Here is a 19,150-nt window from a genome sequence, read left to right on the forward strand (position 1 = left end):
GTCCCAGGAGAACTCCCATGACCCAGCATCTTCCGACCGCTGTCCCACACACCGCTGTCCGGCACCCGTCCGCGGTGCGCACCCTGCTCGACAACCGACCGTCCTACCTCGGGTTCGGCGCCGCCTGGTTGCTCGGGCACGGCGCCTACGCCCTTTCGCACGGCAGCGATCCCGTCCTGCGCCTGCCCGCGGCGGTGCCGAGCATCCTGCTCATCACCGGCCTGGTCGCGGCGCTGATCGTCACGAGCGTCGTCTCCATGCGGGCGCAGCGCACGGCCACCGGGAGCGAGGCGGTCGTCGGCAAACTGCTGGCCGCCTCCTGGCTGGTCGGCTTCGGTGCGCTGTTCTTCGTCATCACGGCGGTGAGCTCGGTGCTGCCCCACGGCGACCTCACGACGCTGCTGTGGCCCGCGGGCTCCGGCCTCATCGTCGGACTGCTCTACCTCGCGGGCGGCGCCGCCTATCGTGACGTGTTGCAGTACACCCTCGGCGCCTGGCTCGCGCTCACCTCCACCGCCGCCCTCCTCCTCGACGGGGCGAGCCCGTACTGGGTGCTCGCGGTCGCGGGCGGCGGCAGCTACCTGCTCGCCGCCGCGCTCGAACCCCGCCGCCGCGCCACCGCCGCGCTCGCCTGACCGCTGACCCCCGACAACCCCGCCCGGCACCGGGCGGGGCTGTCGGTTTCGTCCACGACGCGGACGCGTTCCCGACGTAGGCTGCCGAGCGGTATCAACCGGTCACCGGCGGTTTCCGCCGTGCGTCTTCTGGAGGATTCGTTGGCACGCGAATTGGTCTACACGGGTTTCATGACGCTGGACGGCGTGGTGGATTCGCCGGGCGGTCAGGTCGAGGGGCATCGCAGCGGCGGCTGGGTGATGGACTCCGAGTTCCTGCCCGAGGCGTTCGCGCTCAAGGGCGAGGAACTGGCCGAGACCACGGCGTTGATGTTCGGCCGTCGCAGCTACGAGGCGTTCGCCCCGATCTGGCCGGGTTCGGAGGATCACGCCGCGTACAAGGAGCTTCCCAAGTACGTCGTCTCGACCGGCCTCGCCGACGACGCGCTGGTCGAGGACTGGGGTCCGATCACGATCCTGCGCTCGACCGAGCAGGTGGCCGAACTGAAGCAGACCGAGGGCGGAGCCATCTTCATCCACGGCAGCGCCGAGCTGGCCCGCCGCCTGTCCGAGGCCGATCTGATCGACCGGTACAACCTGCTGGTGTTCCCGGTGTTGCTCGGAGCGGGCAAGAGCCTGTTCAGCCGGGCGGACCGCGACAAGCAGCAGCTACGCCTGCGCGAATCCGCGAGCTACACCAACGGGGTCACCAAACTCGTCTACGACGTGGTGCACTGAGGCCGGGTCGAGCGCGAGCGCACCGCCCGAGCCCTCGCGCAACTGCCGGGCCGTGCGTCCGACATAGCGGCGCAGGGCCCGGGCGAGGTGCGGCCCGTCGTAGTACCCGAGCCCGGTGACGACGTCGCTCTCGGCGGTGCCCGAAGACAGCAGCACCGCGGCGGCGCGGGCCCGCGCGATCTGACGGACGGCGCCGCGGGTGAGGCCGGTCGCCGCCCGGAAGCGGCGCTCCATCGTGCGGTCGGAGACGTCGGTGGCCTCGCCGCGCAGGGCCGCGGTGACCAGCGGGTCACGACCGACGACGCCCTCGCGGACCAGCCGCGCGACCAGCGCTTCGGCGTCGTCGGGGTGCGGGGTCTCCCAGCGCGCGCCGTCGAGCCAGAAACCGCGTTCGGTGACATCGGGCAGGACGATGCCGCTGTCCACCAGGAACGGCGCGGCCACCGTACGCAGCGAGGTGCCGACCGCGAACTGGATGCCCACGAAGGTCGCGTCCTCGGGGACCGGGGCCGTGCCGGTGCGGCTCTCCGGGCCGGTGACCGCCGCGTACGCCCGGCCCTCCCGCTGCCAGAACACCAGCCCCCAGGTCTCGCTCGCGACGGAGGTCATCCGGGCGACCTGCTCGCTGCGGCACGTCCACACCGAGTCGATCCACGGCGACTCCGACGCGCGCGTCTGGAACAGCAATCCCACCCGCGGCATCCTATGACGGACAATTGCCGGGTGACCATCGATGACGAGCCGATCCTGTCCTACCTGACCGATATGGACGGCGTGCTGGTGAGCGAGGACCATCTGGTGCCGGGCGCCGACGAGTTCCTCGCCGAATTGCGCGCGAACGAGACGCCGTTCCTCGTGCTCACCAACAACTCCATCCGCACCCCGCGCGACCTGCAGGCCCGGCTGCGCACCACCGGCCTGGACATCCCGGAGGAGTCCATCTGGACCTCCGCGCTGGCCACCGCGACCTTCCTCAACGACCAGCGCCCGAACGGCACCGCGTACGTGGTGGGGGAGTCCGGCCTCACCACGGCGCTGCACGAGATCGGTTACGTGCTCACCGACAGCGACCCCGACTACGTCGTGCTCGGCGAGACCCGCACCTACTCCTTCGAGGCCATCACCACCGCCATCCGCCTGGTCGAACGCGGCGCCCGTTTCATCGCCACCAATCCGGACGCCACCGGCCCGTCGCGCGAGGGGGTACTGCCTGCGACCGGCTCGGTCGCCGCCCTGATCACCCGCGCCACCGGACGCGACCCGTACTACGTCGGCAAACCCAACCCGCTGATGATGCGCTCGGCACTGCGCCGCCTCGGCGCCCATTCCCAGTCGACGGTGATGATCGGCGACCGCATGGACACCGACGTGATCTCCGGTCTGGAGGCGGGCATGCGCACGATCCTGGTCACCTCGGGCATCTCCACCCGCGCCGCCGTCGAGCAGTACCCCTACCGCCCGACCATGGTCATCGACTCGGTCGCCGACCTGGTGGGACGCACGAAGAATCCCTTCGGCTGAGCCCGCCCCATCCCCTCCCGATCTCGATGCCGGGCCCGCCGAGCAGCGCCGGATCAGCGGGAAGGCCGGCACCCTGACCGTCACTCCTTCTCCAGGGCCTCCAGGGCTCGGGTCAGGTCGGTGAGGGCGGACACTATTTCGGTGAGGCGGGTGGGCCCGAGGTGCGCGGCGAGGGCGGCGGCGCGGGCGGCGTGCCCGGGGTCGATGCGGGCGACGGCGGCGCGGCCCGCCTCGGTGGGGGCGACGAGTTTGGCGCGCCGGTGTGCGGGGTTGGGGCGGTATTCGGCCAGGCCCTTGTCCACGAGCAGATCGGCGATGCGCTGCACGCTCTGGCGGGTGATGCCCATCGCGCGGGCGATGCCGGACACCGGCAACGGCTCGCGCAGGACCGCCCCGAGCACCTGCCACCAGGCTGCGGTGAGCCCGGCCGGGCGGGCCAATTCCTCGGCGACGGCGAGGAATTGGCCGTTCAGGCGGAACGAGGTGATGGCGGCCGTGCTGAACAGCTGCTGGGCCGAGAGCGGTTCGCTCATTCAGCCGCCGCGTGGTCCTGCAGCGCGAGGAACGCGCTCACGTCGTTGTGCGCGAACAGGCGATACCAGGCGTCGAGCACATGCGGCTCGTAGACGTCGAGCACGCGCAACACTTCGCGGGCGAACTCGAACGGCGCGGTGCCCGTCGCGGTGACGAGCACGCCGTCGGACACCGCGGGCTGCTCGACGTAGTGGTCGGCTCCGGCGTAACCGCTGGCCGCGAGGAACTGCGGCGCGTTGCTGGTGTGCTTCCTGGTGTCGAGCAACCCGGCCGCGGCCAGGCCGTAGGTGGCGCCGCAGATCGCCGCCACCGGCACGCCCGCGTCGAGGAAGCCGGCCGCGGCCGCCGCGAAGGGCGCCAAATCGCCGGGCACCCAGGTGTCGGCGCCCGGCAGGATCAGCCCGGCGCTCTGCTCGGGGGTGAGCTCGCCGAGCGCGAGATCGGGCACGATGCGGACGCCGCCCTTGGTGCGGATGGGATCGCGGGTGAGTCCGACGGTGCGGACCTCGAAGCTGCCCGGGTTGCGCTGCCACTCGGGGTTGTTGATGTGCGCGATGGCCGCGCCGACCTCCCAGTCGGCGAGCGTGTCGTAGACGGCGGTGTGGACGGTCCTCGTTTCCATGACAGCATCCTGTCATCCTTGACAGGATGCTGTCAATAGCTGCGGGGAGGTTCACCCGGCGGCGCGCGGCGGGCTCACTAAGCTCGGGGCCATGGTCGAATCCGCTCCGTCCACCGTGTACATCGCCTCCCCGGAAGGAGACACCGGGAAGTCGACGGTCGCGCTCGGCGTCCTGCAGATGCTGTGCGCCACCACGGCGCGAGTCGGGGTGTTCCGGCCGATCGCGCGCTCGACCACCGAACCCGACTACATCCTCGAACTGCTGCTCGAGCACAGCACCGCCGATCTGGACTACGCCCAGTCCATCGGCGTCACCTACGAACAGGTGCACGCCGACCCCGACGCCGCGATCAGCGAGATCGTCATGCGCTTCCACGAGGTCGCCGACGCCTGCGACGCGGTGGTGGTGATCGGCAGCGACTACACCGATGTCGCCAGCCCGAGCGAGCTGCGCTTCAACGCCAGGATCGCGGTGAACCTCGGCGCGCCGGTGCTGCTGGTGGTGCGCGGCTCCGGCCGCACCCCGGTGGAGGTCAAGCAGCTGGTCGAACTGTGCATGAGCGAGTTGCACGCCGAGCACGCCGCCGCCGTCGCGGTGATCGCCAACCGTTGCGATCCCGACCAGCTCGACGAAGTGTGTTCGGTCCTTGGCGCGTTCGACGTCCCGTCCTGGGCGCTGCCGGAGGTGCCGTTGCTGATCGCGCCGACGATGGCCGAGCTGTGCGAGGCGGTGGGCGGCGAGATGTACAGCGGCGACCCGGAACTGTTGCAGCGCGAGGCGCTGAAGATCATGGTCGGTGGCATGACCGCCGAGCACATTCTGGAGCGGCTGGTCGACGGCGTGGTCGTGATCGCACCGGGCGACCGGTCCGACGTGCTGCTCAGCGTGGTGAACGCCCATGAGGCCGAGGGCTTTCCGTCGCTGTCGGGCATCATCATGAACGGCGGGATGCGCCCGCACCCCGCGGTTGCCCGGCTGATGGCCGGTCTCAAGCCCCGGCTGCCGATCCTCACCACCGACCTGGGCACCTACGACACCGCCAGCGCCGCCTACCGCACCAGGGGACGGATGTCGGCGGGCAACCCCCGCAAGGTCAACACCGCGCTGGCGCTGATGGAACAGCACGTCGACGCGCCGGAACTGCTGAGCCGCATCCGCGTTCGCCGCAGCGACGTGGTGACCCCGCAGATGTTCGAATACCAGCTCATCGAGCGGGCCAGGGCCGACCGCAAGCGCATCGTGCTGCCCGAGGGCGACGACGACCGCATCCTGCGCGCCGCGGGCCGGGTGCTCCAGCGCAAGATCGCCGACCTGGTCATCCTCGGCGACGAGACCGCGATCCGGGCGCGCGCCGCCGAACTCGGCGTCGACATCGCCGAGGCCGAGGTGCTCGATCCGCGCACCTCCGGACACCTGGAGTCGTTCGCCGCCACCTACACCGAACTGCGCAAGCACAAGGGCATGACGCTGGAACGCGCGCGCGAAACCGTCGCCGACATCTCCTATTTCGGCACCATGATGGTGTACGAGGGCATCGCCGACGGCATGGTTTCCGGCGCCGCGCACACCACCGCCCACACCATCCGGCCCTCCTTCGAGATCATCAAGACCGTGCCGGGCGTGCAGACGGTCTCCAGTGTGTTCCTCATGTGCCTGGCCGACCGGGTACTCGCCTACGGCGACTGTGCCGTGGTGCCCGATCCCACCTCCGAGCAGCTCGCCGACATCGCCATCTCCTCCGCCCGCACCGCCCAGCGCTTCGGCATCGACCCGCGGGTGGCGATGCTGTCGTATTCGACCGGCGAGTCCGGCAGCGGCGCGGACGTGGAGAAGGTGCGGGTGGCCACCGATCTGGTGCGCGAGCGCGCGCCGGAACTGCTGGTGGAGGGCCCGATCCAGTACGACGCGGCGATCGAGCCCACCGTCGCCGACGCCAAACTGCCCGACTCCGAGGTCGCCGGGCGCGCCACCGTGTTCGTCTTCCCCGATCTCAACACCGGCAACAACACCTACAAGGCCGTGCAGCGCAGCGCGGGCGCCATCGCGATCGGCCCGGTGTTGCAGGGCCTGCGCAAGCCGGTCAACGATCTCTCCCGTGGCGCGCTGGTCGCCGACATCGTCAACACCGTGGCCATCACCGCCATCCAGGCGCAGGGCATCGCGGAACAGGAGGGCTGATGACCACCGCATCCGAACACCTCGTCCTCGTGCTCAATTCGGGGTCGTCCTCGATCAAGTACCAGCTGGTCGACCCCGAGACGGGCGAGGTGTCCGCCGCCGGGCTGGTCGAGCGGATCGGTGAGGACGACAGCGCGATCGAGCATCGCTGCGGTGCGCGCACCATCGGTCACGAGGGCCGCATCCCCGACCACCGCGCGGGCCTCGAGCGGGTGTTCGAGATGTTCGCCGAGACCGGGTTCGACCTGGCGGGCGCCGGCCTGCGCGCGGTCGGGCACCGGGTGGTGCACGGCGGGGAGATGTTCCACGAGCCCACGCTGGTGACCGACGAGGTGGTCGCCGCCATCGCGGATTTCGCCGAACTCGCGCCGCTGCACAACCCCGCCAATGTCACCGGCATCGAGAACGCGCGTCGCCTGCTACCGGGCGTCCCGCAGGTCGCGGTGTTCGACACCGCCTTCTTCCACGGCCTGCCCGACGCCGCCAAGACCTACGCCATCGACGCCAAGATCGCCGCGGAGTACGGCATCCGCCGCTACGGCTTCCACGGCATCTCGCACGAGTACGTGTCCGGCCGGGTCGCCGAGCTACTCGACCGCGACCCGGCGCGGCTGCGCCAGATCGTCTTCCACCTCGGCAACGGCGCCTCGGCGTCGGCCGTGCGCGGTGGCAGCCCGATCGACACCTCGATGGGCCTGACCCCGCTGGAGGGCCTGGTCATGGGCACCAGGGGCGGTGACCTCGATCCCGGCATCCTCGGGCACCTGGCCCGCGCGGCCGGCTTCGACGTCGACCGCATCGACAAGCTGCTCAACCGCGAGGCCGGCCTCAAAGGCATGGCGGGCGTCAACGACTTCCGGGAACTGCGCCGCCTGATCGACGAGGGCGACGCCGCGGCGAAGCTCGCCTACGACGTCTACGTGCACCGGCTGCGCCGCTACCTCGGCGCCTACCTGATCGCGCTCGGCGGCGTCGACGCCATCACCTTCACCGCCGGCGTCGGGGAGAACAGCGCCGACGTGCGCGCCGACGCCCTGGCCGGACTGGAGAACTTCGGCATCGCCGTCGATCCCGCCCGCAACACCGCGAAAGACCGCGGCGCCAGGGTCATTTCGCCGCCGGCGGCCCCGGTGACGGTGTTGGTGGTGCCGACCAACGAGGAGCTGGCCATCGCCCGCGCGGCCGACCGCCTGGTCGCCGCGGGCTGACGCCGGGCCGCCCCGCGGATCAGAACCAGGTCTTCGCCCGGATGGAGTTGGCCAGGTCGACCAGCGCGTAGCGATGGTCGCGCCCCGGGGCGGCGCGGGCCAGGGCGCGCAGGCCCGCCTCGGTGCCCGCGCGCAGGTCCCGTTCGGTGAACGGGGCGCCGAAGAACGTGGCGTCGGCGCGTTCGGGTTCGTGGCCCGCGCCGAGCCAGGCCAGCGCGGCGCCGAGCACCAGCACGCGCAGCTGGAGCGCCCTGGCCTCCCCGGCAGGCAGGGTCTGCACCCGGGCCGCGGCGACATGCAGGGTCGACTCGGGCAGTTCGTCGATCGGCGCCGCGGTGAGCAGCAACCACACGGCGGTGAGGCGGGCCGTGGTGTAGGCGCGGGAGGCGGCGGGCACCTCGTCGAGGGCGCGCACGGCCGCGTCCACCCGGCCCGCGGCGGCCAGTTGCCGCGCCAGGCCGAACGCCGCGCTCACCACCGCACGGTCGGTGCGCCACACGGTTTCGTAGTACTTCTCCGCGTAACTGCGCCACTGCTCCGGCTCGGCCGTCTCCCAGTGCTGCAGGACCAGTTCGGCGGTGGCGGCGAGGGCGAGCTTGGGCGCGATCTCGCCGGGCAGCACCCGCAGCACGTCCTCGAACGCGGCGAAGGCCGACTCGTAGTGCTGCTCGCGCAGTTCGGCGAGCCCGGTGTACCAGTGCACCCGCCAGTCACCGGCGCCGAGCCGGGCCAGCAGCCGCAGCGCGGCGGCCGCATCGCCCATGTCCAGCCGGATGCGGACCTCGGCCAGCGTCAGCTCGACGCCCAGGGTGTCCGGGGCGGTGTCCGGGTCGGCCTCGGCGCGGGCGCGGGCCTCGCCCAGCGCGTCGAGCGCCCGGGCCGGATCGGGTTGCATGGCGGCGGCCAGCAGCGCCGCGGCGGGCTCACCCGGATCGATCAACGGGATGGGCAGCGCGGCGGCCACGTCGGCCGCGGACAGGCGCGGATCCCGCCCGGCACCATCGGCGTAGGCGTCGGTCTGGCTGATCAGCTCCTCGGTGCCGAATCCGGCGCGCTGTGGACTGAACACTGTGGACAGCTGTGGATGTTCGGCGCCGGTGTCCAGCGCGAGGATTTCCCGCAGCACCCCGGCCAGCTGGGCCGACATCGCACGGGCGGACGGGAAGCGGCGGGCCGGATCGGGGTCGGTCGCGCACAGCAGCAGCCGGTGGAAGAACTCGTAGCGGCGCAGCACCTGGTGCTGGTCGGGATCGGGGATGCCGTCGCGGTAGCGGCCGTGCTCCATCGGCAGGTCGAGGGTGAGCACCGCCAGCGTGCGGCCGACGGTGTAGATGTCGGTGGCGACCGTGGGACCGGTGGTCGCGATCTCCGGCGCTTGGAAGCCCTTGGTGCCGTACAGGTTCCCGTACGCTTCCAGCGGAGTGACGGCACCCAGGTCGATGAGCTTCACCTGGTCCTCGGTGACCATGATGTTGTCCGGCTTGAGGTCGTTGTAGGCCAGCCCGATCGAATGCAGGTATTCCAGCGCGGGCAGGATCTCCAGCAGGTAGGCGATGGCCTCGGTGACCGGCATCCGCTGCGGCCGCCGGTAGTCGTCGAGCAGCGCGCGCAGCGACCGGCCGCCCACGTACTCCATCACGATGTAGCCGATCGGCACGCCGTCCCGGCCCGGGTGCTCGACGAAGTTGTGGATCTTGACGATGCTCGGGTGCGCGACCTCGGCCAGGAACTGCCGCTCGGCCACCGCGACCGCCTGCGCCTCCGCGTCACCGGCGTGCAGCAGACCCTTGAGCACCACCCAGCGGTCGCTCACGTTCCGGTCGATCGCCAGATAGATCCAGCCGAGCCCGCCGTGGGCGAGACAGCCCTGGATCTCGTACTGGCCGGCCACCATGTCACCGGCGTGCAGCGAGGGGCGGAAATCGTAGGGCGCGCCGCAGCGTTCGCAGAAACCGGTGGTGCTCGCCGCGTGCGCGGCCGTCGCGCGGCCGACCGGATTGGTGCAGCGCCCGCAGTAGCGCCTGCTCTCGGCGACGACCGGATCGGTGAGCACGGCCGCCAGGGGGTCGGCGGGCGGCACGGGCGGCACCGGCACCAGACCGCCGCCGAGCCTGCGCACCGTGGGCCGGGACCGGGACGTTCGCACGCTGCGGCCCGATGTCGTCCGGGCACCGCCGGAATCGGGGCGGTCCATCGCGCCCGTCGGCGCCACGGCCCGGGTGCCGGGGCCGTCGTCGTCCTCGAACGGGTGTGGGGTGTGCGAATCGTCCGCGGGGCCGGGCGTCCAGCCGGTCGCGGCCGGGTCGATGGGCACGGCATGCGGCTCGGGCGTATCGCGCGACGCGACGGGCCGGGCGGCGAGTGCGGTCACACCCGGGTCGAGTCCGGTCGGCGACGGTGGCGCGGCCGGTGCCGCGCCGAGTCGAGCGGCCGGTTCCGCGTGCACCGGTTCGGTCGGTGCGGCCGGATCCTCGGCGCGGTGTGGATCGTCGGCGTGGTGCGGTTCGACGGCGCGGTGCGGCTCGTCGGAGCGGTGTGGATCGATGGCGCGGTGTGAATCCTCGGCGCGGTGCGGTTCGTCGAGGCGGTGACGGCCGCCGGTGCCGGAGCGGTGCGGGACCGGGGGAGGCGCGGCGTCCGCGGGCTGGTCGGGTTCGGTCATCGCGGATCAGTCCTGATAGGTCGCGGCAGGCGGGGCGGGCGCGGGGCCGAGGACCGACAGCCACTGCCGGTACAGGCGGGTCCAGGTGCCGTCGGAGCGCAGGCGTTCCAGCGTGCGGTTGACGAAGCGCACCAGGTCGTCGGCCTCGCGCGGAATGCCGATGCCGTAGGGCTCGACGCTGATGCTCTCCCCGACCACCTCGGTGTAGGGGTCCTGCGCGGCCAGGCCGGCCAGGATCGCGTCGTCGGTGCTCACCGCGTCGACCTGGCGTTGTTGCAGCACCACCAGGCAGTCCGCCCAGCTGGGCACGGTCAGCACGGTCGCGGCGGGCTGCTCGCGGCGCACGTGCTCGAGCGAGGTGGTGCCGCGCACCACGCACACCCGCTTGCCCGCCAGGTCGGCCAGCCCGCGGATCCCGGAGTCCTTCATCGCCAGCACCCGCTGGTCGGCCCGCAGGTACACCGTCGAGAACGCCACCTTGCGCCGTCGCTCGCAGGTGATCGTCATGGTCTTGGCGACCAGATCCACGGTGCGGTCCTGCAACGCCTGCTCGCGGTCGGCCGAACCCATGGACCGGAATTCGATCAGATCGGGATTGCCGAGCAGATCGCGGGCGATCTCGCGGGCGATGTCGGCGTCGAAGCCCACCACCGCCCCTGTGATGGGATCGCGGAAGCTGAACAGATTGCTGCCGGTGTCCAGACCGACCAGCAACCGGCCGCGACGGCGGATCGCGTCGAGGGTGGGCCCGGTGGTGGCGCCGGTCGGCCGCAGGCTGGCGGTGGGATCACCGCAGTCGGCCTCCGGCTGAGCGGGCAGTGGCGATTCCGGGGGCAGCACCGTCGCGCCCGCGGGCAACGGTGTCTCGGTGTAGGTGCCTGCCGGTGGCCGCGCGACCGGGGCCGGGCCGTCGGCGCAGCCGGTCAGCGCGGCCAGCGCGACCAGCAGGGCGGCGGGCAGGCCGCGCCGGGCTCTCATCGGTACTCCCGCAGTCGCGGCCAGATGCCCACGCCGACACAGCCGATCGCCACCATGCCGAGCACCAACGCGCCGGGAGCGAGGAAATCCAGCGCGCGGGCGGCACGCGAAATCTCGCCGCGCAGCGCGTTCCTGGTCTCGGCCAGCCCGCTGTCGAGGGCCCGGTCCAGCGCGGCGACGGCCGCGGCCGACTCCTGCGCGCCCGGCCCGGTGGCCACCACGGCGGCGCCGGTGTAGTCGCCGTTGGCCAGGGCCTCGTTCATCCGCTGGTGCGCGGCCCGCCAATGGTCCAGCGCGGCACGCGCTTCGGCGAGCCGGTCGGTCGCGGGCGCCTCGGCCGGGTAGCCGTCGAGCAGATCGGCGAGGCGCGCGATGCCCTCGTCGTACACGCGGTCGTAGTCCCCGGAAGCGTCCCGGCGCACCAGCTTCAACATCTCCGCAGACCGGGCCTGCTGGGTGAGGATGCGGCTCTCGGTGAGCCGCGAACCCGGCACCGCGCCCTCGTCGCGCCCGTCGATCATGGCCAGCGCCGAGATCGAGCCGGCGAGCACCGTCCAGGCCAGCAACACCAGCACCGCGGCCGAGGCCGACAGCAGACCGGCGTTCAGGGTGCGCCGCCAGCGCCGCGCCAGCATCGCCTGCACCCACACCAGCGCCGCCAAGGCCAGGAGCAACAGCCCGATCGCGGGCCACGGCGGACGCACATGGTGGCGTCCGGCGGCCTCGACCGCCGCGGCCCGATGGTCCTCGAGTTCCTCGGCCATCGGCAACAGGGTGGCCTGCATCTGGTGCGATGCCTCGCTGAGATAGGCCGCGCCGACCGGGTAGCCGCTGCGGTTGTTCGTCCGCGCGGTCTCGATCAGGCCGGTGTAGACGGGCAGACCGGTGGCGATGCCGGTGCGCAGTCGGGTGTCGGCATCGTGGCCGCCGGAACCGATCACCAGTTCCGCCGCCGCCTCGCCGACGGCCTGCGTGTAGCGGTCGCGCACGGCTTGCGGTTCCAGGCCGCCCGCGATGAAGGCGGTGCTCGCGGCGGCGTCGGCGATCGACAGCGACGTGTAGAGCCGGTGCGCGGAGTGGGCGTTCGGCTCGGTGTCGACGAGCAGGATGTCGAGCGCCTCCTGCCGCTCGCCCACCGTGGACGCGGTCACCACCGCGGCGGCCCCGCACAACAGCATCAACAGCAATCCGACCGCAATCAGCCAGCCGGGCGAGGAGGCGGCGAAGGCGCGCACATTGGCCGGGCTCAGCTGGTCGCGGACCACCACCGCCGACGCGCCCGCGAGCGGTTTGCGCGCCGGGTCGGCCGCGGCGCGATGCTCGCCCCCGGCCGGCCGGGCGGCGCGGCGACCCGCCCTGATCCCGCCCGTGTCATGTCCCACCTCCGCGGTCCGCGCCTCACCTGTGCGCCTGCGTCGCAGTTTATTGTGGTCCTACCGATGCCGCGGTGCGTCGATCACCCCGGGGCGGGTGCGACGGGGGAACGCCGCCGCGGCGCAACGAGGATGGTTTGTGATGCGTGGTGACGGTGACGGGTGGTCGGAGGGCCCGGACGGGCTACGGCACTGGGGCAAGTACGGCGCTGCCGGGTTGTTGCTGCGGGCGCCGTTGGCGGGCGGCGGCTCGGCGGTGCTGTTGCAGCATCGGGCGCCGTGGAGCCACCAGGGCGGCACCTGGGCGCTGCCGGGTGGCGCCAAGGACAGCCACGAGTCCTCCGTGCACGCCGCCGTGCGCGAGGCGTGGGAGGAAGCGGGCATCGACCCCACCGCCGTGCGAGTGCGCGCCGAACGGGTGACCGCGTCGGCGTTGAGCGGCTGGACCTACACCACCGTCGTCGCCGACACCGACCAGACCCTGCGCACCAGCCGCGACCGGGAGAGCCTCGAACTGGCGTGGGTCCCCGAGGACGAGGTCACCGACCGCCCCCTGCACCCCGGCTTCGCCGCCGCCTGGCCCGCCCTGCGCGCCACCCCGGCTCGCGCCTGCCTGAGCGAGCTGGACGACGCCGACACCGTGGCCGCGGCCCTGCCCCGCACCGTCGACCTCGCCGACCAAGGCTTCCTCTGGTTGCACTCCGACCCCGACGGACCCGGCGGCTACGCCCGCATCGTCGCCGACACTGCCGCCACCGCCGACACTGCCGACACCGCCGAGTCCGGCGGTGCGCCGGAGGCGCAGACGGGCGCGCTGGTGCGCACGGTGTCGCTCACGGTGCGGCAGATCCTCGCCTGAGCACAGCGTGCCGCCGCCTCCGGCCGCCGACCTGCTCAGGAGGCGGCGAGCAGGGCTGATTTCAGCGCTCGCGCCGCCGCCTCGGGATCACGTGCCTCGGTGATCGCGCGCACCACCACGATCCGGTCCGCACCGGCGGCCAGCAGTTCCGGCAGCCGTTCCAGGTCGATGCCGCCGATGGCGAACCACGGCCGCGTCGGGTGCGAATCCGCGGTGGAACGCACCAGGTCCAGGCCCGCGGCCTGCCTGCCGGGCTTGGTCGGCGTCGACCAGACCGGGCCGGTGCAGAAGTAATCGATGTGCTCGTCGATGGCGGCGAGCCCGGCTTGGGCCCGGTTGTGGGTCGAACGGCCGATCACCACGTCGGGGCCGACGATGCGGCGCGCGTACCAGGGCGGCAGATCGCCCTGGCCGAGGTGCAGCACGTCCGCGCCCGCGGCCAGCGCGATGTCGGCGCGGTCGTTCACCGCGACCAGGCCGCCGTGGCGGCGCGCGACGGCCTTGAGTTCGGCCAGCGCGCCGAGCTCGGCCTTCGCCTCGAGCGGCCCGAACTTGGCCTCGCCGGGCGAGCCCTTGTCCCTGAGCTGAATGATGTCGACACCGCCCGCGAAGGCGGCTTCGGCGAACTTGGCCAGATCGCCCTTCTCCCGGCGCGCGTCGGTGCACAGATACAGCCGTGCCGTGGCGAGTCGGTCCCGGGGTGGCAGCGGTCGCTTCGGGTGGGAGGGATGCACGTCGTCGACGGTAGCCGCGCTACGGTGGGGAAGCGAGCAGAGGGGGACCCGAGCGCTATCCAGGAAGGTGGCAGACATGCGGACTCTGGCCGTCGTCGGCGGCGGCGCCATAGGTTTCGCGGTGGCCTGGCGGGCCGCCGAAGCGGGATGGCGGGTCACGCTGTTCGACGCCGCCGCCGGGTCCGGCGCCTCCCGGGTCGCGGGTGGCATGCTCGCGCCGCTGTCGGAGGGCTGGCCGGGGGAGGACCGGGTCCTCGAGTTCGGCGCCGCCTCGCTGGCGCGCTGGCCCGATTTCGCCGCTCGGCTGCGCAGCGCCACCGGCATCGATGTCTTCGTCGCCGACGCGACCCTGACCGTCGCGCTCGACGCCGCCGACGCGGCCGACCTGCGCACCGTCGCCGACTGGGTCGGCGAACGCGGCCACGACCTGCGCCTGCTGGATCGGGCGGGCGTCCGCGCGATCGAACCCGCCCTCGCCCGGACCGTGCGCGCGGGCATGCTCTCCGCCGAACCCGCCATCGACAATCGGCAGCTGTTCCGGGCACTGCACGCCGCGGCCACGGCGGCCGGGGTGGACGTGCGCGCCGAGTCCGTCACCGACCTGGCGGCCCTGTCCTTCGACCAGGTGGTGCTGGCCGCGGGCGCCGCGTCCGCCGGGTTGTGGCCGGGCCTGCCGGTGCGGCCGGTGAAGGGCGAGATCCTGCGCCTGCGGCACCGGCCGGGCGCGGCGCCCGCACCCCGCCGGGTGGTGCGTGCCCGGGTGCACGGCCGCCCGGTCTACCTGGTGCCGCGCGCGGACGGCATCGTCGTCGGCGCCACCCAGTACGAAGCCGGGTTCGACACCACCGTCACCGTCGGCGGTGTCCGTGATCTGATCGCCGACGCCGAGGCGGTGCTGCCCGGCATCGGTGAATACGAGCTGGCCGAGGCGAGCGCGGGCTCCCGCCCCGGCACCCCGGACAACCTGCCCCTCATCGGCAGGCTGTCCGAGCGGGTCGTGGCCGCCACCGGCCACGGCCGCAACGGCATGCTGGCCGTGCCGCTCACCGTCGACGCGACGATGGCCGCGCTCGGTGACGCGCCGCTGCCCGAGGCCGCGGCCGCCGACCCGCACCGCTTCACCCCGACGCCCGCCCCGGCGTCGCTGTCCGCGTCAGGAGGAATTCGATGACCGCACCATCCATCCCCATCGGTGTCACGGTGAACGGCGAGGACCACGAGTTCGCCGAGCCGCTCACCGTGCGGGAACTGCTGGACCGGCTCGCGCTGCCCTGCCAGGGCGTCGCGGTGGCCGTCGACGGCGCGGTGTTCCCGAAGTCGCGCTGGGACGAACAGGTCGGGCGCGGCTGGTCCATCGAGGTGCTGACGGCGGTCCAAGGTGGCTGAGCATCCCGACCTGCCGCCGCTGCGCATCGCCGACCGGGAGTTCGGTTCCCGTCTCATCATGGGCACCGGCGGTGCCGAGAACCTGGCCGTGCTGGAGGAGGCCCTGGTCGCCTCCGGCACCGAACTCACCACGGTCGCCATGCGCCGCGTCGACGCCGCGGGCGGCACGGGCGTGCTCGACCTGCTGAAACGGCTCGAGATCACCCCGTTGCCGAACACCGCGGGCTGCCGGACCGCCGCCGAGGCGGTGTTGACCGCGCAGCTGGCCGCCGAAGCGCTCGACACCACCTGGGTCAAGCTCGAGGTCGTCGCCGACGAACGCACCCTGCTGCCGGACCCGATCGAATTGCTCAGCGCCGCAGAGCAATTGGTCGATGCCGGTTTCACCGTGCTGCCCTACACCAACGACGACCCGGTGCTGGCCCGGCGGCTGGAGGACGCGGGCTGCGCGGCGGTGATGCCGCTGGGCGCCCCCATCGGCACCGGCCTCGGCATCGGCAACCCGCACAACATCGAGATGATCGTCGCCGCCGCGGGCGTGCCGGTGATCCTCGACGCGGGCATCGGCACCGCGAGCGATGCCGCGCTGGCGATGGAACTCGGCTGCTCGGCGGTGCTGCTGGCCACCGCCGTGACCCGGGCCAAGCGACCGCCGCTGATGGCGGCGGCGATGGCCGATGCCGTACGGGCGGGTCTGCTCGCCCGCGAGGCGGGCCGCATCCCCAAGCGGTTCTGGGCTCAGGCGTCCTCCCCGCAGCGGTAAGGGCCGCAGCGGTAGGGGCAGGCCCCCGGGGCACTGGGGGATCGGGTCATTCTCGAGGATGACCGAATTCCACCCCAGGTGGGGACGCGCGCGAGCCCGTCGTAGGGAATGCTGGACAGCATGATCGAAGTGAGGGGTCTGACCAAACACTACGGCCGGACCGCCGCCGTCGAGGATCTCACCTTCACCGTGAAACCGGGACAGGTGACTGGCTTCCTCGGGCCGAACGGCGCGGGCAAGTCCACGACGATGCGGATGATCCTGGGGCTGGACACCCCGACGGCGGGCACCGCGCTCATCGACGGCAAGCCGTATCACCAGCTGAAACAGCCGCTGCGCACGGTCGGCGCGCTGCTGGACGCCAAGTGGGTGCATCCGAACCGGTCGGCGCGCGCCCACCTGGAGTGGCTGGCCGCCTCCAACGGCATCGCGAAATCGCGGGTCGAGGAGGTCCTGCGGCTGGTCGGCTTGTCGGAGGTGGCGGGCAAGAACGCGGGCGGCTACTCGCTGGGCATGTCCCAGCGGCTGGGCCTGGCCGGCGCGCTGCTCGGCGATCCGAGGGTGCTGCTGTTCGACGAGCCGGTCAACGGCCTCGACCCGGAGGGCATCCTGTGGATCCGCCGGTTCATGCAGCGGCTGGCCTCCGAGGGCCGCACCGTGCTGGTGTCGAGCCACCTGCTCTCGGAGATGGCCCAGACCGCCGAGCACCTGATCGTGATCGGGCGCGGCAAGCTCATCGCCGACACCCCCACCAAGGAGTTCATCGAACGCGCCTCCGAGCAGACCGTGCGGGTGCGCAGCCCGCAACTGGACCAGCTGCGCAGCCTGCTCACCTCCAACGGCATGACCGTGCGTGAGGACGGCACGGGCGCCGAGGGGCCCGCGCTGCTCGTCGCGGGGGTGACCAGCGACGCCGTCGGCAAGCTCGCCGGCGCCAACGACATCACCCTGTTCGAACTCTCGCCGCAGCGGGCCTCGCTGGAGGAGGCGTTCATGCGGATGACCGGCGGCGCCGTGCAGTACCACGGCGAGGGCGCCGAGGCGGTGGGTGTGCCCGGACCGGGTGGCCCGTACACAGCGATGGGAGGTGCGCTCTGATGGGCGTGTTGGCCGCGGAACGGATCAAACTGACCTCGACCAGGTCGCCCTGGTGGTGCACGGCGTTGACGGTCGTGTTCGCCCTCGGCATCACGGCGTTGTTCGCCCTGCTGCTGAACGTCTCCATGAGCGCCTACCGGGAAGACCCGTCGCTCGGTCCGGAGCCGCCGTACGCCGAGAACGCGATGGCGGGCCTCGGCATCACCGGCGTCGCCTTCATTCCCGGCTTCGGCTACATCCTGATCATGATCCTGGCGGCGCTCGCGGTCACCAGCGAATACCGCTTCGGGACCATGAAAGCCACCTTCCTCGCCGTGCCCAACCGCACGTCGGTGCTGGTCACCAAGGCGGCGATGATCGCGGTGGGCGCGGCCGTGCTCAGCGCGGTGCTCACCCTGCTGAGCTTCTTCATCCTGCAGGTGATCACCACCGACGACGTGGGCGCCAAGCTGAGCCTCAGCGAGGGTGACACCAAGATCTTCTACGCCGTCCCGATCTTCGTCGCCCTGGTGGTCTTCCTGGCCGTGGGTGTCGGGGCGCTGGTGCGCCAGTCGGCGGGTGCCATCTCGCTGCTGATCGTCTGGCCCGTGCTGATCGAGCCGATCATCGGCGCGTTCGGCAAGTACGGACGTAATATTCAAGTGTTCCTGCCGTTCCAGAACGCGAACCGCTTTCTCGGCCTCGACGACAACAGCCTGCCGTGGCACTGGGGAGCCTGGCCCGCGCTGCTGTACTTCGCGGCGTTCGTCGCGATCGTGTTCGCCGCGGCGCTGGTCGTGGTGAACAAGCGGGACGCGTGATGAAGCCACCCGAGTAGCGCCCTCGCCGCTCGGGTTCCGCGGTGACGACCTTGTCGGGAGGTACGCACCGCGCAGGCACGATCCGTCACTGCCCGGCGGTCGTGCCCCCACCGGCCCGGTGTGTGAAGGCAATTCGCCTTCCACGCCGGGCCGTCGGCATTGTCGGTGGGATACGCTTCGGTGCGTGAGCGAGACACCCGGGGACGGTGCCGAGCCTCGGCGGGGGCCCGAGACCGAGGATGCCGCGCCCGCCCAGGACGGCCGCCCACCCAAGCCGCCGCGGCGCGAACGCCTGGCCGCGCTCGTCACCGACACCAACCGGCGCCCCGAGCTCATCGACGCACTGCGCTCGGTGCGCCGCAAACTCCCCGGTGACCCCTCCTTCGGCGATCCGCTCTCGGTCTCCGGCCCCGGCGGTGCCCGTGCGGTGGCGCGGGCGGCGGAGAAACTGGTCGGCGACTCGCCGACGGCGGCGCGGGAACTCGGCCTCGGCGCCCTTCAGGTGTGGCAGGCCGTGCTCGAGCGGGTCGGCCGCGGTCGCGGTGACACCGAGGTGACGGTGATGTTCACCGATCTGGTCGCGTTCTCCAGCTGGTCGCTCACCGCCGGCGACGAGGTGACGCTGCGCCTGCTACGCGCGGTCGCCACGGCCATCGAACCGCCCGTCGCCGAGCATCGCGGCAGCGTCGTCAAGCGGATGGGCGACGGCATGATGGCCGTGTTCGCCACCGCCGACGACGCCGTGCGCGCCGCCGTCACCGCCAAGGACAACCTGCGCGGCGTCGAGATCGAGGGCTACCAGCCGCGCATGCGGGTGGGCCTGCACACCGGCATGCCCCGCGAGATCGGCGGCGACTGGCTCGGCGTCGACGTCAATGTCGCCGCCCGCGTCATGGCCGCGGGCGGCAACGGCTACACCATGCTCTCCGACGCCACCCTGCGCGCCCTGCACCCCGACACCCTCACCGCCCTGGGCCGCACCACCAAGCCCTACCGCCGCAGCCTCTTCGCCGCCCCCCTCAACGGCGTCCCGGACGACCTGCGGATCTACCGCCTCACCCGGGTGTCGTCGCGAGCGTGA

19 protein-coding genes are annotated in these 19,150 nt (G+C 72.3%); 12 read left to right on the forward strand and 7 right to left on the reverse strand.

The genetic code is table 11. The features are described 5' to 3' along the window. Positions 1–17 precede the first annotated feature (17 nt). Both AMO33_RS21950 and AMO33_RS21955 read left to right on the forward strand, forming a co-directional pair. The gene (locus tag AMO33_RS21950; RefSeq protein WP_060594090.1) at positions 18–635 is read left to right on the forward strand and encodes a hypothetical protein; all 618 of its coding nucleotides are present in this window, start codon (positions 18–20) and stop codon (positions 633–635) included. A gap of 171 nt (positions 636–806) precedes the next feature. After that, on the forward strand, positions 807–1,352 hold the full coding sequence (locus AMO33_RS21955; RefSeq protein ID WP_060595092.1) for a dihydrofolate reductase family protein: 546 nt from the start codon (positions 807–809) through the stop codon (positions 1,350–1,352). Here the strand turns inward: AMO33_RS21955 and AMO33_RS21960 are convergent. Continuing rightward, on the reverse strand, positions 1,284–2,045 hold the full coding sequence (locus AMO33_RS21960; RefSeq protein ID WP_261307351.1) for a helix-turn-helix domain-containing protein: 762 nt from the start codon (positions 2,043–2,045) through the stop codon (positions 1,284–1,286). The genes AMO33_RS21955 and AMO33_RS21960 overlap by 69 nt on opposite strands. 12 nt (positions 2,046–2,057) lie before the next feature. On the opposite strand from AMO33_RS21960, the gene AMO33_RS21965 reads away from it, so the two are divergent. Then, complete coding sequence (locus tag AMO33_RS21965) at positions 2,058–2,873, forward strand: HAD-IIA family hydrolase (protein WP_041560473.1); 816 nt, start codon at positions 2,058–2,060, stop codon at positions 2,871–2,873. Between the two features lie 80 nt (positions 2,874–2,953). On the opposite strand, the gene AMO33_RS21970 is transcribed toward AMO33_RS21965, so the two are convergent. After that, positions 2,954–3,406, reverse strand: coding sequence for a MarR family winged helix-turn-helix transcriptional regulator (locus AMO33_RS21970; RefSeq protein ID WP_011211882.1), 453 nt, complete (start codon positions 3,404–3,406; stop codon positions 2,954–2,956). Next, positions 3,403–4,029, reverse strand: a complete 627-nt coding sequence (locus AMO33_RS21975) for a type 1 glutamine amidotransferase family protein (protein ID WP_011211881.1) — start codon at positions 4,027–4,029, stop codon at positions 3,403–3,405. The genes AMO33_RS21970 and AMO33_RS21975 overlap by 4 nt, the downstream gene beginning before the upstream one ends. 91 nt (positions 4,030–4,120) lie before the next feature. Here AMO33_RS21975 and pta point away from each other — a divergent pair, with 91 nt between their 5' ends. Further along, a complete protein-coding gene (gene pta, locus AMO33_RS21980; protein ID WP_060594092.1) occupies positions 4,121–6,208 on the forward strand; it encodes a phosphate acetyltransferase in 2,088 nt (695 codons plus the stop codon). After that, on the forward strand, positions 6,208–7,416 hold the full coding sequence (locus AMO33_RS21985; protein ID WP_060594093.1) for an acetate kinase: 1,209 nt from the start codon (positions 6,208–6,210) through the stop codon (positions 7,414–7,416). Before pta ends, AMO33_RS21985 begins: the two co-directional genes overlap by 1 nt. A 19-nt stretch (positions 7,417–7,435) precedes the next feature. On the opposite strand, the gene AMO33_RS21990 is transcribed toward AMO33_RS21985, so the two are convergent. From AMO33_RS21990 to AMO33_RS22000, 3 genes are read right to left on the reverse strand one after another with little or no spacing between them, the layout of a single operon-like run. Beyond that, positions 7,436–10,078, reverse strand: coding sequence for a serine/threonine-protein kinase (locus tag AMO33_RS21990; RefSeq protein ID WP_240327280.1), 2,643 nt, complete (start codon positions 10,076–10,078; stop codon positions 7,436–7,438). 6 nt (positions 10,079–10,084) lie between these two features. After that, positions 10,085–11,056: a glutamate ABC transporter substrate-binding protein gene (locus AMO33_RS21995; protein WP_060594094.1), complete on the reverse strand. Its 972-nt coding sequence runs from the start codon at positions 11,054–11,056 to the stop codon at positions 10,085–10,087. Beyond that, positions 11,053–12,438: a hypothetical protein gene (locus AMO33_RS22000; RefSeq protein ID WP_174520490.1), complete on the reverse strand. Its 1,386-nt coding sequence runs from the start codon at positions 12,436–12,438 to the stop codon at positions 11,053–11,055. The genes AMO33_RS21995 and AMO33_RS22000 overlap by 4 nt, the downstream gene beginning before the upstream one ends. Positions 12,439–12,571: 133 nt before the next feature. On the opposite strand from AMO33_RS22000, the gene AMO33_RS22005 reads away from it, so the two are divergent. After that, entirely contained in the window at positions 12,572–13,288 is a 717-nt protein-coding gene (locus tag AMO33_RS22005) for an NUDIX hydrolase (RefSeq protein WP_060594095.1), read from the forward strand. Between the two features lie 35 nt (positions 13,289–13,323). On the opposite strand, the gene thiE is transcribed toward AMO33_RS22005, so the two are convergent. After that, entirely contained in the window at positions 13,324–14,022 is a 699-nt protein-coding gene (thiE, locus tag AMO33_RS22010) for a thiamine phosphate synthase (protein WP_011211874.1), read from the reverse strand. A gap of 76 nt (positions 14,023–14,098) precedes the next feature. Here thiE and thiO point away from each other — a divergent pair, with 76 nt between their 5' ends. From thiO to AMO33_RS22040, 6 genes are all read left to right on the forward strand, one after another. Next, on the forward strand, positions 14,099–15,193 hold the full coding sequence (gene thiO, locus AMO33_RS22015) for a glycine oxidase ThiO (protein ID WP_060594096.1): 1,095 nt from the start codon (positions 14,099–14,101) through the stop codon (positions 15,191–15,193). Beyond that, the gene (thiS, locus tag AMO33_RS22020) at positions 15,190–15,408 is read left to right on the forward strand and encodes a sulfur carrier protein ThiS (RefSeq protein WP_011211872.1); all 219 of its coding nucleotides are present in this window, start codon (positions 15,190–15,192) and stop codon (positions 15,406–15,408) included. The genes thiO and thiS overlap by 4 nt, the downstream gene beginning before the upstream one ends. A 58-nt stretch (positions 15,409–15,466) precedes the next feature. Continuing rightward, entirely contained in the window at positions 15,467–16,171 is a 705-nt protein-coding gene (thiG, locus tag AMO33_RS22025) for a thiazole synthase (protein WP_050768348.1), read from the forward strand. Between the two features lie 120 nt (positions 16,172–16,291). Further along, positions 16,292–17,269, forward strand: coding sequence for an ABC transporter ATP-binding protein (locus AMO33_RS22030; RefSeq protein ID WP_060595095.1), 978 nt, complete (start codon positions 16,292–16,294; stop codon positions 17,267–17,269). After that, the gene (locus AMO33_RS22035; RefSeq protein ID WP_011211869.1) at positions 17,269–18,069 is read left to right on the forward strand and encodes an ABC transporter permease; all 801 of its coding nucleotides are present in this window, start codon (positions 17,269–17,271) and stop codon (positions 18,067–18,069) included. Before AMO33_RS22030 ends, AMO33_RS22035 begins: the two co-directional genes overlap by 1 nt. A 184-nt stretch (positions 18,070–18,253) precedes the next feature. Beyond that, positions 18,254–19,150 (forward strand): adenylate/guanylate cyclase domain-containing protein, encoded by an 897-nt coding sequence (locus AMO33_RS22040; protein WP_170916149.1) that lies wholly within the window; start codon positions 18,254–18,256, stop codon positions 19,148–19,150.

The organism is Nocardia farcinica (assembly GCF_001182745.1).
Lineage (GTDB): Bacteria > Actinomycetota > Actinomycetes > Mycobacteriales > Mycobacteriaceae > Nocardia > Nocardia farcinica.

Excerpts from the sequence above, each read along its gene's own strand:
- AMO33_RS21950 (WP_060594090.1), top strand. The coding sequence starts at position 18 with ATGACCCAGCATCTTCCGACCGCTGTCCCACACACCGCTGTCCGGCAC.
- AMO33_RS21955 (WP_060595092.1), top strand. The coding sequence starts at position 807 with ATGACGCTGGACGGCGTGGTGGATTCGCCGGGCGGTCAGGTCGAGGGG.
- AMO33_RS21965 (WP_041560473.1), top strand. The coding sequence starts at position 2,058 with ATGACGGACAATTGCCGGGTGACCATCGATGACGAGCCGATCCTGTCC.
- AMO33_RS21970 (WP_011211882.1), bottom strand. The coding sequence starts at position 3,406 with ATGAGCGAACCGCTCTCGGCCCAGCAGCTGTTCAGCACGGCCGCCATC.
- AMO33_RS21975 (WP_011211881.1), bottom strand. The coding sequence starts at position 4,029 with ATGGAAACGAGGACCGTCCACACCGCCGTCTACGACACGCTCGCCGAC.
- pta (WP_060594092.1), top strand. The coding sequence starts at position 4,121 with ATGGTCGAATCCGCTCCGTCCACCGTGTACATCGCCTCCCCGGAAGGA.
- AMO33_RS21985 (WP_060594093.1), top strand. The coding sequence starts at position 6,208 with ATGACCACCGCATCCGAACACCTCGTCCTCGTGCTCAATTCGGGGTCG.
- AMO33_RS21990 (WP_240327280.1), bottom strand. The coding sequence starts at position 10,078 with ATGACCGAACCCGACCAGCCCGCGGACGCCGCGCCTCCCCCGGTCCCG.
- AMO33_RS21995 (WP_060594094.1), bottom strand. The coding sequence starts at position 11,056 with ATGAGAGCCCGGCGCGGCCTGCCCGCCGCCCTGCTGGTCGCGCTGGCC.
- AMO33_RS22005 (WP_060594095.1), top strand. The coding sequence starts at position 12,572 with ATGCGTGGTGACGGTGACGGGTGGTCGGAGGGCCCGGACGGGCTACGG.
- thiO (WP_060594096.1), top strand. The coding sequence starts at position 14,099 with ATGCGGACTCTGGCCGTCGTCGGCGGCGGCGCCATAGGTTTCGCGGTG.
- thiS (WP_011211872.1), top strand. The coding sequence starts at position 15,190 with ATGACCGCACCATCCATCCCCATCGGTGTCACGGTGAACGGCGAGGAC.
- thiG (WP_050768348.1), top strand. The coding sequence starts at position 15,467 with ATGGGCACCGGCGGTGCCGAGAACCTGGCCGTGCTGGAGGAGGCCCTG.
- AMO33_RS22030 (WP_060595095.1), top strand. The coding sequence starts at position 16,292 with ATGATCGAAGTGAGGGGTCTGACCAAACACTACGGCCGGACCGCCGCC.
- AMO33_RS22035 (WP_011211869.1), top strand. The coding sequence starts at position 17,269 with ATGGGCGTGTTGGCCGCGGAACGGATCAAACTGACCTCGACCAGGTCG.